Consider the following 14,494-nt stretch of genomic DNA (forward strand, 5'->3'; position numbering starts at 1 on the left):
AAGCGTTATAATTGTAGAGCAATAGTTTTTTGTAATTCTGTTACAATTTGTTTATTCACTAGGCTTTTAAACCCTGCTATGGTAAGATAATAGGTGCATTATTTTGTGATTAGGAGTGTATATATGAATAAAAATGGGGAATGGAGTGCTGCAAGACGAATATTCATTATTTTAATGGATGTTTTGATGTACAATGTAGCCATATATAGCAGTTTCTTACTGAAATTTCATGGGGAAATACCCATGCGGAATTTTGAAACTTTTCAACATTCAGCAATCTTTATTTCTGTTATATTTATTGCCTTGAATATCTTATTGGGCGTATATGTTTTTTATAATCGAACGGTCAGCGATATCGTGTTTGTCACGGTTATTGGTCAAGTCTTAATGACATTGGGGATCATGGTCGTCACCTTTGCTGGACGCTGGTTTGCTTTCCCACGAGGCGTAATTTTACTGTCATTTGTGCTAGCGACCATTTTATTGAGTCTTTACAGAATATTAATTTATAAGTTGTACTTGAAAGTCAGTCGTGATAAGAAAGTCGTGATCGTTGGATCAGAAAAAGATGTGGCACCGGCCATACAAAATTTCAGTTCTAAAAAAAATAATAAGCATAAAGTAGAAGCGGTTGTCATCGATCACTACTATGAAAATGTGAAAAAAATGATTGATCAAATGGATATCGTCTATCTGGCTTCACATATTGAAGAAGCAGAAAAAGTAAAAATCTATCAACTAGTGACAAAAAATGAGAAGAAATTATTTCTCAATACGACATTTGAAAACTTAACGATGATCAATCCAAACATCATGAACTTTGAAGATGAAAGTATTATTGAAGCTTCAGGATTCAGAATTCCACCAGAATATGAATTATTCAAGCGGTTGTTTGATATTATCGTTTCGTTGATTTTACTGATCATAGCCTCACCTTTCATGTTATTAACTGCTATTTTAGTAAAAGTTACTTCACCGGGTCCGGTTATTTATAAACAAATTCGGATCACTAAAAATCAAAAAGAATTTTCAATCTATAAATTTCGCTCGATGACTGCGACTGCAGAAGCCAAATCAGGACCTGTTTTGGCTAAGAGCAACGATGCTCGTGTCACTCCAGTGGGTAAATTTATCCGAGCAGTTCGTTTTGATGAATTACCACAAATCTTTAATGTATTAAAGGGAGACATGTCGATCGTTGGTCCTCGACCAGAACGTCCTTTCTTTGTTGATCAATTTAATGCGGAAAATCCTTATTACTATTTGAGACACAATGTACGTGCTGGGATAACGGGTTATGCGCAAGTTTATGGGAAATACGTATCAGATTACAACAGTAAATTACGGTTTGATTTACTTTACATCAAGAAATATTCTTTATTGCTCGATTTAAAAATATTATTACAAACCATTAAAATTCTTTTTGATAAGATGTCTTCTCAAGGCTTGGAAGAAGATGAGAATGTTCATTCATTGGCAGAGATTGCTTTTCCAAAAGAGAAAATCTTTCGCTAGTTGAGAGGTAGTGAAAAATGAGTAACCCAAAATTTAGTATCGTCATACCCATTTATAATGCTGAAAGCACGATTGCTCGTACGATCGCATCTTTAAAAGAATTTGATTTTACTGATTATGAAGTTTTGTTAATCAATGATGGTTCGACAGATCAAACGGAAGCAATCATTACGAGACTTATTGAGAACGACCCTAAATTTCGACTGATCACAACGGCTAATCAAGGGCCTGGTTTAGCAAGAAATGAAGGGATTATGCAAGCCCAAGGAACTTACATCTTATTTTTTGATGCGGATGATACGCCGAAAAAAGAAGTTTTATCTGATTATGACAAGCTTTTAGCTAAACATCCAGACACCGATTTGATCGTTAGTTCGTTTATCTTTCGAACGATGGACGGAGAACAGATTATTTCAGAAAAAGAAAATTTAGTGACGGAGCATCATTATCAAAGTCATGATAGTTTTATAAAAGACATGTATCGATTAATGAACGATCAGTTGATGTATGTAGTTTGGAATAAATGTTATCGAAGGGATATTTTAAAACAGAATCAGCTTCTTTTTAAAGGATACAATAGCTGTGAAGACCGTATTTTTAATTTGCATTATTATAAATATTGTCAAAATGTCCTGATGAACCCGAAAATTTCTTATATTTATGAATTTGAAGGTGGCAAAGGAATCACGAATCAGTACCGTCCCAATAAATTTAGTACCTTCAAAGAGTTCTACCAATTAGCAAATGAAGTGACGAATGAAGTCGATAAGCCAGGAATGGCAGCTCTCCATTTAAAAGGAACGACGTCGGTCATCTTTTCTATCTATGGCACTTCGACACGGACAGCAAAAGAAAAAAAAGCTGAAGCAAAGCAAATATTAACGGATCCAACTATTGTTGAGGCGAAAAAAATTGCTTGCACCGACTCCACAGTAAAAAAAGTAACGAAGCAATTGTATAACCTGCCTTGTTCATTCTTTTTAGCTGCTGTACGCATCGGAAGTTTTGTTGAAATAAAGATGCCAGGATTGATGGCAACACTAAAACGAGTGTATTAAATAAGCGACCGGAATAGCAGGGTGATATCATTTGCTTTTCAATCGAAATAAAAAAGCAGTGACAGCTGTCATGGCTTTATTCTCACATTTATAAAAGTGTTAGGATAAAAGTTTCTTCTAACACACTATTTATTCGAGTTTGGGTCTTTAGGTTTTCCTTTTGACCCACACTCTTTTTTTGCAAATTTAGACAGATTCTATTTCGGATAAAAAAATAGTTATGATAAAATAAAAATAGAGGGAGCTGTAAGTATGTATAGTAATGATCCTGAATTAAGAAATGTCCAGCAGGTAGTGTTAGAAATCGCTCAATATTTTGTCGATTTTTGTAATAAACACGACCTACTTTGTTATTTTTGTGGCGGTGGCTGTATTGGCTCTATCCGTCATCAAGGTTTTATTCCTTGGGATGATGACTTGGATTTTTTTATGCCTAGACAAGATTATGAAAAAATAAAAGAACTATGGCCAAAATATGCTGATGTTGAACGCTATCCGCTATTGGTTGCTTCTGAGAATTACAATGATCATAATTCATTTATGACCATTCGAGATGCAAATACCACATTTGTCAAAACGTATCAAGAAGGAATGGCTATTCCTCATGGTATACCGATTGATATTTTTCCTTTGGACGGTGCGCCTGAAAAAAGTGCGCAACGGAAAATCCAAAAAATGTGGGCGCTCGTTTATGCATTGTTTTGTTCTCAGGTTGTGCCCGAAAAACATGGGGGAATGATGGCAACAGGTAGCAAGGTGCTTTTAAGTACGTTCTCTTCGCCCAAAATCCGCTATAAGATTTGGCGTTTTGCAGAAAAACAAATGAGTAAGTACTCATTCGGATCGACACCTTATGTCACAGAATTATGTGTCGGACCTAAATATATGGGGAATATTTACCATTTGGAAGATTTTAAATCAGCGATTGTTGTTCCCTTTGAAGAGACAAAAATGCCAATTCCTGTTGGGTATGACCGCTATTTGAAACAGGTCTTTGGTGACTACATGCAATTGCCCCCTGAAGAAGAACAACAGCCTCATCATGAAGCTGTTCTTGTTGATACTAAAAAAGCTTACAAAGTAAACGATACAGTATGAAGGAGAAAAGAGATGAAACGGATTTTTTCTGGTGTACTTTTATGTACATTATTATTAAATAGCTCTATTTCCAATACTTATGCAATTGAAAATATAGCTAAAACTTCTCAATCTAGTCAAGAACAGAAGGCTATGAATGAAGTGGGAACTGAAGAAAAGCAAATGAACGACTCGTCTGATTCAGCAACACTTACCACAACTAACGATACAAAACAATCGGATAGTTCGACAACTACGGAAACATCTACGGCTGAGACTTCTTCGACAGAATCCAGTATGACCAGCAGCTCGACAATCCCCACTCAAGAAAGTACCAGCACTTCGGGTTCCGAGACCGCCAATTCTACGAGTGATTCTACCCAGGACCAGACAGATGCCAATCAAGTTGATCCAAGAGAAGATGCTGAACTCGGGAAAAGAGGGACAAATCATAAAAAAGGTACTTATGCCATGCAACCGTCTGGAAATCAGTATGGGATTATGTCGAGAATGATGTATCCTGATAATGTATATGCAGATAATCCCAATTTACCAAGAAAAGACTTCATTGATGTCGCTAGTTGGAATGGGACAATCTCTGTTGCTGAGTATCAAAAAATTAAAAGTTACGGGGTTACGGGAGTAACCGTCAAGCTCACCGAAGGAACATCATATACTAACCCGTATGCGCAAAGCCAAATCAACAATGCTAAAGCTGCGGGGCTCAGTGTGTCTGCTTATCATTACAGCGTGTATACATCTGTTCAAACAGCTCAGGCAGAGGCAAAATATTTTGCACAAGCAGCGTCAAAATTAGGTTTGCCCAAAAATACGATCATGTTTGATGATGCAGAAGATCCGCACTTGATTTCCGAAGGACGTGATACACAAAAAAATGCTTTGGCTTTCAATCAACAACTAAAAAATCTTGGGTATTCTAATGCTGCACTATATCTTAGTAGAGGTTGGCTAGATAGTGGGTACATCAATCCTGCTCCCTTTAATAAAGAACGTATATGGGTCGCACAATATCCTTATACACCAACACAATCGATGCAGTGGAACAATGATTATGGTGCTTGGCAGTGGTCGTCTCAAATGTTTTTCCCAGGTTTGGCAAATTATCAATCTCGTCCTTTTGACATGTCGATGATTTACAGTTCTTTTTTTGGAACACCAAATACAGGAACCGGACCTGACCTAAATAAATATTATACGACAAATCCTGGAAGAGTCATCGTCAAGAAGGATGATTGTTTTTACAATGATGTGAATTTTACCAGTCCTGGAATGACTGTTAAGGAAAATACTTTAGTTACTGTGAAAAGTATTCAAACAACCGCTAGTGGGATTCCACGCTTATTTACAGATCACGGTTATTTAACAGCAAATAAATCATATGTTGTAGCGGCTCAAAGCAATATTGATTCTTATTTTACAACGAATCCTAAAAAAGTCCGTTTGAAGACCGATGATTATTTTTATGCAGATACAGCTTTTACCCAGCGTTTGAATAAAGTCACGAAAGGTACAGTGGTGGAAGTAGAAAGCTTAGCTTACACGGACTCTGGTATTTTCCGATTAAAAACAAAAAATGGCTATTTGACTGCAAATAAAAATTTGGTCGAACAGTATCGTGATATCTCTGATATGTACTATATGACAAATCCAGGACAAGTCATTGCTCAGACAAATGATCGTTTTTACCAAGATGTCGAGTTTACAAAACCAGGAGAATCAGTCTCAGCTGGTACGGTCATCAAAGTAACGGGAATTGAAAAAACAAAGAGTGGGATACCTCGATTAAAAACAAATAAAGGCTTTTATACAGCAAATAGAGACTACGTGATCGCAACTGTAGCATCAATTGATAATTACTATACGAAAAACCCTGTTCGAATCGTCATGAAAGCCAATGATACTTACTATCGAGACACAGACTTTCTCCATAAAGGAAAAGCAGTGACGAAAGGGTCGCTTGTATCTGTTACAGGTGTCGTATACCGTGAAGGTCAAGTACCGCGATTGCTTACGCCCGATGGCTATTTGACGGCTAATAAAGAGTATGTGCAAGAAGTGCCAGATAATATCTCAAACTATTATTATAGTAATCCAGGATATGTGGTCATGAAGACAAATGATACGTATTATCATGATGTCAATTTCAGTCAAAAAGGGGAGGCAGTCTCTAAAAATGAATTGATTGAAGTGCAAAATGTGGTATTTACAAGTGGTGGAATCCCACGGTTAAAAACGGCAAAAGGCTATTTGACAGCTAATAGAGGTTATGTAACACAATTAGTGAGTGACAGTGATAATTACTTTATCGAAAATCCAAGAAAAATTGTTATGTTGAGGGATGATCGCTATTATTCTGACATAGACTTTAAACAACCAAGTACCCCGATTTCGAAAGGTACGGTGATCGATGTCTTAGGTATCGAGTATACAGCTGGTGGAATCCCACGATTAAAAACCAATAAGGGATATGTTACAGCTAATAAAGGGTATGTTACAGCTGCTGCGAATGCAAATGATAATTATTTTGTGACGAATCCTAAAAGAGTTCAACTGTTGATGAATGATTACTACTATAAAGATCTCAGTTTTACGCAAAAAGGAGCAGCAATTAGCAAAGGAACGATCGTAGAGATCCAATCAATCGAATATACCCCATCAGGACTTCCACGATTAAAAACAGCTGATGGTTATGTGACTGCAAATAAAAAGTATGTTCAAAAAGTAAACTAAAAATAAATAAATCAACACATCAATCGAATGTTCTATCATTCTTTTGATGTGTTGTTTTTTTGTATAATACTTATATTTCACCGAGGCTCAGTGGAAAACATTGAAAGTTATTGGCAGTTGTGAGAAAATGTAAAAGGTTAAATATGGTTTTTATTGAACGGATAGTGAAATAATAGGCAAGTTTTCAATACCTATTTAGTATAAATACACATAAAAGAAAGGAATTTATCTCATATGATTACAGCTATAATTATTGCCGGTGGCGTTGGCAAACGAATGGGGCAGGATATACCAAAACAATTTATTAATATCGAGGGGAAGCCCATCATTATTTATACATTGGAGTCATTCCAACACCATCCACAGATTGATCGAATTCTTGTTGTATGTAAATCAGGTTGGGAAGAAACCATGTGGGCTTATATCAAAGAGTTCAATATCAGTAAAGTCCAATGGGTGATTACTGGCGGATCTAAAGGACAAGAATCAATCAATAACGGTGTACAATTTTTAAAAGATTATTCAGAGGATGATGACACAATTATCATTCATGACGGTATCCGTCCATTGGTGGATGAACTCGTCCTATCAGATGTGATTGTGAAATGTAAGGAATATGGAAATGGTGTGACTTCATTACCGTATAATGAACAGATTTTTATTAAGAAAACCGAAGAAACGACACAACAATATGTGGATCGTAATACGTTACGACGTGTTTCAACACCACAAGCATACCAATATGGTAAATTACTTTCTGCTTATAATCGGGCGGTCAAAGAAAATATTGGGATGACAGACTCATCTTATACCAATACGATGATGGTGGACTTAGGTGAAACCTTGTATTTTGCGGCTGGTTCTGATAAAAATATCAAATTGACCACAACCGATGATTTAGAGCTTTTCAAAGCATATTTAAAAATGAAAGATTAGGTGAAGAGGATGTCTTTAATAAATAATCCACTATATAAAGATGATTTGCTGAAGGTAGTCGAACATACTCCTGATTTAAAAAGTTTGGATGGTCAATCTTTACTCATGATTGGTGCCTCAGGTATGATTGGTTCTTTTTTAGTCGATACGTTAATGTTAGCAAACCAGTATTTAGGGGTTAATATTAAAGTATATGCAATGGGAAGAAATCGTCAAAGATTGGAAGAACGATTCTCTCCGTATATCTCTGATCAAAATTTTGAGATCATCGAAGGAGACGTGACAGATCCGTTGCCTTTTTCTATTAAGGCTGACTATATCATCCACGGTGCAAGCAATACCCATCCAAAAGCTTATGCAACCGATCCAATTGGCACGATTATGACGAATCTTGCTGGTACAGAACAAGTATTGAAACATGCTGTAGCAACAGAACCGAAAAGAGTGCTTTTCCTTTCAACTGTAGAGATCTATGGCGAAAATCGTGGAGACGTTGAAAAGTTTTCGGAAGATTATTGTGGTTATATTGATTGCAATACTTTACGTGCCGGCTATCCGGAAGGTAAGAGAGTCAGTGAGTCCCTTTGTCAGGCATATATTGCGAAGCATCAATTAGATATTGTGATTCCAAGATTATGCCGTACATTTGGCCCAACGATGCTGTTATCTGACTCTAAGGCTTCTTCTCAATTTATCTTGAATGCAGTGCATGAAGAAGATATTGTATTAAAGAGTGAAGGAAACCAGTATTTTTCCTATATTTATGTAGGAGATGCTGTTTCAGCGATGCTTCATCTCCTTATTCACGGTCAGATTGGAGAAGCTTATAATATCTCTAACGACAGTTTTGATTTGCATCTAAAAGAGCTTGCTCAAAAACTTGCTGAAATTAGTGGGAAGCAAGTCATTTTTGAATTACCTGATGCAATTGAACAACAAGGCTTTTCTAAAGCAAATACGGCTATTTTAAATAATGAAAAAATTAAAGATACTGGCTGGTTCCCGATCTTTAGTCTAGAAGAATCACTGAAGCATACAGTACAGTTAGTTAAGGATGAAATACATGTGTGAAATTAGTATCATCGTACCTGTTTATAAAGTTGAAAAATATTTAAAAAAATGTGTAGATTCCATTCTCGCTCAGACTTTTTCCGATTTTGAACTGATTTTAGTGGATGACGGTTCACCTGATAATAGTGGACGTATTTGTGATGACTATGCAAAGAAGGATGCTCGTGTACGGGTCGTCCACAAACAAAATGGTGGATTGAGTAGCGCAAGAAACGCGGGAATCGAAGTAGCCAAAGGAAAATATTTGGGCTTTGTTGACAGTGACGACTATATCGCAGAAGATATGTATGAACTTTTATATAAAGCAATCATCAAAGAAGAGGCAGACTTATCGATCTGTGGTATTTATGATGTCTACGAGGGAAAAGATCCGATAATCAAACCCACAATCAAAAAAACAGTAACCGCTGAAGAAGCGTTATTATTAATTTTACAAGGAAATATCATCTCTGTTCATGCAGTGAACAAACTCTATAAGCGAGAACTGTTTTCAACTATCCGCTATCCAGAGGGAAAATATCATGAAGATTCTTTTATTATTGTAGATTTATTGAATCAATGCCACAAAGTAGCCATTGATTCTGAACAAAAGTACTATTATTATCATCGTCTTGGAAGTATCAATACAGAAAGTTTTTCAGAAAAACAATTTGAATTTATTGAAGCTTGGGAAAACAATGAAATAAAGCTCAAAGACCGAAGTCAAGAAATCAAAAAAGCAGCACATCAACGTGTTTGTTTTGCTAACTTTTTAGTTCTCGATAAGATTATAGTAGCAAACGTAACGGATCGTCCGGAAACAAAAGAAATCGTAAGTTATTTAAGACATAACTTTCGATTCATTATGGAGAATGAGATTTTTACCAAGAGTCGTAAGTTTTCTACATTACTCTTAATGATTAGCTTACATTTATATAAGTTTCCAGTAGAATTTAGAAGGAAACATATAACTAAAACTAAAGATTAACCGTTACGGTGATTGATCTTTTATACTAATGGAGGATAAAATGTTTACTAAATTTTTAAAGCAATTCCATAGTATAGGACAAAAAATAGCATTGCCCTATATTGTTTTTTTTGAGCTTGTCTTAATCTGTCGGATGGTTAGTGTTTATTCCACACTACCACCAAAAATCGATTCCATCTTTTCGATGATTATCATGTTATTATCAGGAGTCATTTTTCTTAGCCACTTTTTACCAATGATTCTCGAAAAAAAGAAAATAAAAATTGAATATTGGTTAATTGTTTTTATAGTGATTTTAGCAATCAGTACATTGTTGAATCGAGAATATGCTTTCACGGAAAACATCAAACTGATTATTTGGCAATGTATCTTTTTCTTTTGTGTATTTGAAGTGGGAAGAGAAAATAACAAAAAACTATTTACTGTGTTTGAAACGATTCTTTTAGTTGTTTGGTCTGCACTTGTCCTATTTTCTCTTTATTTGTTTTTTGCTCGTGTAAGTTTTTCTACGCCAGTTAAATCATTGTATTATGGCATGCGAATCGGTTTTTTTGAAAATCGTCTTTATGGGATTTTTGTTGATCCAAACTATGCGACAACTATTTCATTGGTTTGTATTATTTTTGCCCTTAGAAAAGCTATTTTTAATCAAAAGCTATGGGTGAAAGTTCTTTCTATTTTTGTTATGTTTGTTCAATTTAGCTATATTTCTCTCTCAGGTTCAAGATCTGGTATGATCCAATTGGTAGTTGCGGCCTTTTTTGGTGTTTTCTTCTTTTACTTATTTTATCAGTCGAAAAAAAATCAATCGTTAGTATTGAAAGTAGTAGGAGCAACAGTCCTAGCTGCGATTAGTTCAGCCGTTGTTTTTGGTGGCGTATCATTGATGAAAACAGGTTACGTCAATGTAGCAAACCGTGTGGAAATCACAAGTCCTAAGGTCGTTGACTTTTTTGAAAAAGATTCAGAGAAAAAAATTCCTGACGAAAAATTGGTCACTACCGAAAGACCGGATGTTGTTGAAAATAAAGATATTTCTAACAGTCGTTTTGCTTTATGGAAAAGTGCAACTGAATTGATGCGACTTGAACCCATTTTCGGAACAACACCAAAAGGTTTTGTGGCAATTGCCAAAGCTAAAATCCCAGAGACTCATATTGCTAAAACGGGGCAAACACCTCACAGTGCCTTTTTCTATCTATTAGCAGCAACTGGTATCTCTGGAACAATTGTTTTTGTCCTATTTTTACTATCAAAAATGTGGCAGTCTTTGCGGATACTATTTGCTACAAAGCAAAAAAATTATCTGGAATTTCTGATAGATAATCAAATTGTGTTGATCATCTTAGTCTCTAGTTTATTGATTACTGAAATTATACTAACTAGACGTTCTGCAACATTTATTTTCTGGTTGTATTTAGGAAAACTTCAATATGATTTCGATCAACAAAAACAATTGAACAGACTGGAAAAATAATTAAGGTAATAGGAAAAATCCTTGCAGAGAAACAAAGGATGCAAGGATATTTTCTATTATTGGTCAATTTGATGATCAAAGGCAAATAAATATTCCCGTTCGTTAGTAAAAAATTTAATTGGATATAGGAGACTTCTTATGAGAGAATTAACAATGGCAGAGGTACAAAAAAAAGCAGTCGATATTTTAGTTTATATTGATAAAATCTGTCGTGAAAACAACCTAAAATATACCATATTTTATGGAAGTCTGATTGGTGTTGAACGCCATCAAGGTTTTATCCCTTGGGATGATGATATTGATATCGTGATGCCCCGACCAGATTATGAAGAATTGCTTTTGATCTTAAAAAATGATACAAATTACAAGTTGTTGTCCTTTGAAACAAGAGAAAATTTTAGATATCCATTTGCAAAAGTGATTGACCCAAAAACTGTAGCTAAAACAAAGCAGTTTTTTAGTGGGGAAGAACCTGATTTAGGCGTTTTTGTTGATATTTTTCCTATTGACGGCATTCCAGATTCTGCTACAGAACGTCAAGCTTTAAGAGAGACAACAGAGAATTATCGTCTAAACTTAATGGACACTTTGGGATTAGCTTATGCTCGAAGCTTTGATTTTTTTAAAGCAGTCGTAAAATTAGTAGTGCGTTATCCTCATCATAAAAAATTATTGAAAATCGGAGATAATGTCTATTGGCAAAAAAAATATCAAGAAGCTGCTAAAAAAATACGATTTGGAGATACGGACACATGTGGTTATTTAGAATGGATTCATATTGATTGGGGTGTTTTTCCAACGCAATGGTTTACTGAATATGAAGACGTCGAATTTGAAGGACACAAAGTAATGGCTATCAAAAATAGAGGAGATTTTCTTACATTGCGTTACGGAGATTACATGACAATGCCACCGGAAAATGAACGCGTGACACACCATCCGTATAACTTTTACGAAAAATAGCCTCTCGAAATGGTTACAAAAAGTAAGACGAAACAACAAAGTAGCATCTTTAATACTATATCTTAGAAGGAGTGAAGTAAATGCGTGAAAAACTGCAAACAACTGTTGTAATGGCTACATATAATGGCGAAAAAAATATTATAGAACAGCTCAATTCTTTGAAAAATCAATCTCAAAAAATTGATGAAGTTATCATAAAAGATGATTGCTCAACTGATCAGACAGTCAATATTGTACGAAAATTCATTGAAGAAAATCAGTTACAGGCTACCTGGCAATTGATTGTTAATGAAGAAAACGTTGGATGGCGAAAAAACTTTTTTAAACTGCTGGATTTAGCAAGTAAAGATGTTGTGTTTACTTGTGACCAAGATGATATTTGGCATGAAAAAAAGATTGAAGAAATGAGTCGTACTTTTGCGAATCAACAAGTTCAAGTTTTAGTATCAGATTATCATGAATTAGTAGAGCCAGGTGGTTTAGCAGAAGAGTTAAAACGGGTTGATACAGAAAAAATAGAGGGACAATCAGAAGAACGAGTGGTTTTTAATGAAAACAACTTATTCCTAAGACGTCCAGGCTGTGTCTATGCTATTCGCCAAAGCTTTATTGCGAATGTGATGCTTTATGCTTCAAGAATGGAGAATGCAGTCCATGATATGTCCATGTGGGGAAGTGCTGTTTTAAGCAATGGGTTATTTCTCTTAAGAAAACCGTTGATTGAATGGCGTAAACATGGTCAAAGCTCTTTTAAAAAAGAAATTGACCAAGCAAACAAAGTAACAGCCTACCAAAAAAGACTAAATACGTTACGACGAAGATTGCAACGTGTACATGCAGCCAATAACTATTTAGCTAATTTAACTGATATAGATGATTTTGAGAAGAAACAAAAAATGCTCTTGTCAATGATTGATGAACTAGAAATGCGTATTGCTATATTAGAAAAGGAACAGTTATCAACAATTCTTGCTTCTTTCTTCCGCTATAAGCGTAAATTTTATTTTGGTACTGATATCTATCATCTTATAAAATATAAGTCAGGAAAGTGAGGTATCAGCATGAACCATAAAGCAAAAGCTGTCGCAAAAAATCTATATTATACCGTAGCAGCTAACTTTGCTACATTAGGTATTTCTGTCCTTTTAAATTTATTTGTTCCAAAATTATTAGGAGTGACTGAATATAGTTATTGGCAACTCTATGTCTTTTATTCTTCTTATGTAGGATTCTTACATTTTGGTTGGATTGATGGTATTTACTTGAAAATCGGTGGAGAAGAGTACAAAGACATTGATAAACGTTCTTTAGGATCACAGTTTTGGTATTTAGCGATATTCGAATTTTTTGTTTCGATTTTCGTTATTTTATGGGCTTACTTCTTTATGCCTGGAGAATACCAAGCACTGATCTTGATTTTGACAGCTGTTGTTTCTGTAGTGACTATCGTTAAAACATTTATTCTCTATATTTTCCAATCAACAAATAGGATTAAAGAGTATGCACAGTTATCAAGAAATGATCGCTATTTATATGTTGTCTTAATTGGTATATATTTTGCCACAGGTGGGCGGGAATTTTACTGGTTGATCATTATGGATATCATTTCAAAATTAGTGATTACAATTTGGGGAATGACCCGAATAAAAGATATGCTGCAAGTTAAAATGATTGGTCTAAAAGAACTAGTACCTGAAATCTTAGATAACATTAATATTGGTAGCAAATTAATGTTGAGTAGTATTGCCAGTATGTTAATTATGGGTACGATCCGTTTCTTTGTTCAACAACAATGGTCAATCCAGACTTTTGGTAAATTATCTTTTACTTTAAGTATCTCTAATATGTTTTTGACCTTTATCAATGCGGTGGGGATCGTCATGTTCCCGCTTTTAAGAAGAACAAATCGAGATCGTCTCTCTTCTTTGTTTCAAACACTAAGAGGTGTATTTGTTCCTTTGACGTATGCTATTTTGATTTTTTATATTCCAGCAAAAATCGTTTTAGGCATGTGGCTACCTGAATATGAAGTTAGTTTAAGATTCATGGGGATCTTATTTCCAATCGTTATCTATGAAGGAAGAATGTCCTTATTAATCAATACCTATTTGAAGACATTGCGTAAAGAAAAAACGATTCTAATGGTAAACGTCTTGACGTTGACCTTATCCTTACTTCTTTCTCTATTCGTCATTTTCATCATAGGGAATTTAAACTTAACTGTCGGATTAATACTTGCTAGTTTAGCATTCCGTTGTAATTTAGCTGAATTTTTCTTGTGTAGAGATATGAATATTAAAATTGGTGCTAAAATGTTTTTAGAAACCTGTCTAACTTTATTATTCATTTTTAGTAATCTTTGGTTTGATGGCACTTATATGAGTATGGTTGCCTATATTGTGATATATATCATTTATTTAGTGATTGTCCATCGTGGTTTTTTGAGCGACTTAAAAGATTTGCGATACTTAGTCAAAGATCATTAGTATAAAGCAAGACAGTGAGGGACTGTGACAAAAGACTTGTCACAGTCCCTTATTCTTGCAAAAGGTGATAGAGAAATACATCCTTGACCAACTTCTGCCAAGGCAATAACAAAGAAGCAGCGTTTAAATAAGAAAAAAATTATCTACTATTAGAATATTTTATGCATGGTATGGTTTTCTTGTTAGACAGGAG

General features: G+C 34.9%; 11 protein-coding genes. All 11 read left to right on the forward strand.

The features are described from left to right. Positions 1 to 123 precede the first annotated feature (123 nt). The 11 genes from AB5M32_RS01445 to AB5M32_RS01495 all read left to right on the forward strand — a co-directional run bounded on the left by AB5M32_RS01445 (position 124) and on the right by AB5M32_RS01495 (position 14,301). On the forward strand, positions 124 to 1,515 hold the full coding sequence (locus tag AB5M32_RS01445; RefSeq protein ID WP_010738174.1) for a sugar transferase: 1,392 nt from the start codon (positions 124 to 126) through the stop codon (positions 1,513 to 1,515). A 17-nt stretch (positions 1,516 to 1,532) separates the two neighbouring features. Beyond that, positions 1,533 to 2,573, forward strand: a complete 1,041-nt coding sequence (locus tag AB5M32_RS01450; protein ID WP_368024247.1) for a glycosyltransferase family 2 protein — start codon at positions 1,533 to 1,535, stop codon at positions 2,571 to 2,573. Between the two features lie 252 nt (positions 2,574 to 2,825). Then, the gene (locus AB5M32_RS01455; RefSeq protein WP_010719733.1) at positions 2,826 to 3,671 is read left to right on the forward strand and encodes a phosphorylcholine transferase LicD; all 846 of its coding nucleotides are present in this window, start codon (positions 2,826 to 2,828) and stop codon (positions 3,669 to 3,671) included. 12 nt (positions 3,672 to 3,683) lie between these two features. Beyond that, complete coding sequence (locus AB5M32_RS01460; RefSeq protein WP_368024248.1) at positions 3,684 to 6,401, forward strand: DUF5776 domain-containing protein; 2,718 nt, start codon at positions 3,684 to 3,686, stop codon at positions 6,399 to 6,401. 234 nt (positions 6,402 to 6,635) lie between these two features. Further along, complete coding sequence (locus tag AB5M32_RS01465) at positions 6,636 to 7,337, forward strand: 2-C-methyl-D-erythritol 4-phosphate cytidylyltransferase (RefSeq protein ID WP_010719731.1); 702 nt, start codon at positions 6,636 to 6,638, stop codon at positions 7,335 to 7,337. Between the two features lie 9 nt (positions 7,338 to 7,346). Further along, positions 7,347 to 8,408 carry an NAD-dependent epimerase/dehydratase family protein gene (locus AB5M32_RS01470; RefSeq protein WP_010719730.1) on the forward strand — a complete coding sequence of 354 codons (1,062 nt, stop codon included), beginning with the start codon at positions 7,347 to 7,349 and terminating at the stop codon, positions 8,406 to 8,408. Then, positions 8,401 to 9,375 carry a glycosyltransferase family 2 protein gene (locus AB5M32_RS01475; protein ID WP_010719729.1) on the forward strand — a complete coding sequence of 325 codons (975 nt, stop codon included), beginning with the start codon at positions 8,401 to 8,403 and terminating at the stop codon, positions 9,373 to 9,375. The genes AB5M32_RS01470 and AB5M32_RS01475 overlap by 8 nt, the downstream gene beginning before the upstream one ends. Before the next feature lie 40 nt (positions 9,376 to 9,415). After that, on the forward strand, positions 9,416 to 10,852 hold the full coding sequence (locus tag AB5M32_RS01480) for an O-antigen ligase family protein (protein WP_368024249.1): 1,437 nt from the start codon (positions 9,416 to 9,418) through the stop codon (positions 10,850 to 10,852). A gap of 138 nt (positions 10,853 to 10,990) precedes the next feature. Then, a complete protein-coding gene (locus tag AB5M32_RS01485) occupies positions 10,991 to 11,815 on the forward strand; it encodes a phosphorylcholine transferase LicD (protein ID WP_207495072.1) in 825 nt (274 codons plus the stop codon). A gap of 80 nt (positions 11,816 to 11,895) precedes the next feature. Further along, positions 11,896 to 12,867, forward strand: coding sequence for a glycosyltransferase (locus AB5M32_RS01490; RefSeq protein ID WP_010719726.1), 972 nt, complete (start codon positions 11,896 to 11,898; stop codon positions 12,865 to 12,867). A gap of 9 nt (positions 12,868 to 12,876) precedes the next feature. Continuing rightward, positions 12,877 to 14,301, forward strand: coding sequence for a lipopolysaccharide biosynthesis protein (locus AB5M32_RS01495; RefSeq protein ID WP_010738167.1), 1,425 nt, complete (start codon positions 12,877 to 12,879; stop codon positions 14,299 to 14,301). Positions 14,302 to 14,494 lie beyond the last annotated feature (193 nt).

The organism is Enterococcus sp. C57 (assembly GCF_040887305.1).
Classification (GTDB): domain Bacteria; phylum Bacillota; class Bacilli; order Lactobacillales; family Enterococcaceae; genus Enterococcus_B; species Enterococcus_B hirae.

Coding starts and splice junctions, on each gene's coding strand:
- AB5M32_RS01485 (WP_207495072.1), top strand. CDS start 10,991: ATGAGAGAATTAACAATGGCAGAGGTACAAAAAAAAGCAGTCGATATT.
- AB5M32_RS01495 (WP_010738167.1), top strand. CDS start 12,877: ATGAACCATAAAGCAAAAGCTGTCGCAAAAAATCTATATTATACCGTA.
- AB5M32_RS01450 (WP_368024247.1), top strand. CDS start 1,533: ATGAGTAACCCAAAATTTAGTATCGTCATACCCATTTATAATGCTGAA.
- AB5M32_RS01455 (WP_010719733.1), top strand. CDS start 2,826: ATGTATAGTAATGATCCTGAATTAAGAAATGTCCAGCAGGTAGTGTTA.
- AB5M32_RS01480 (WP_368024249.1), top strand. CDS start 9,416: ATGTTTACTAAATTTTTAAAGCAATTCCATAGTATAGGACAAAAAATA.
- AB5M32_RS01465 (WP_010719731.1), top strand. CDS start 6,636: ATGATTACAGCTATAATTATTGCCGGTGGCGTTGGCAAACGAATGGGG.
- AB5M32_RS01445 (WP_010738174.1), top strand. CDS start 124: ATGAATAAAAATGGGGAATGGAGTGCTGCAAGACGAATATTCATTATT.
- AB5M32_RS01475 (WP_010719729.1), top strand. CDS start 8,401: ATGTGTGAAATTAGTATCATCGTACCTGTTTATAAAGTTGAAAAATAT.
- AB5M32_RS01490 (WP_010719726.1), top strand. CDS start 11,896: ATGCGTGAAAAACTGCAAACAACTGTTGTAATGGCTACATATAATGGC.
- AB5M32_RS01470 (WP_010719730.1), top strand. CDS start 7,347: ATGTCTTTAATAAATAATCCACTATATAAAGATGATTTGCTGAAGGTA.
- AB5M32_RS01460 (WP_368024248.1), top strand. CDS start 3,684: ATGAAACGGATTTTTTCTGGTGTACTTTTATGTACATTATTATTAAAT.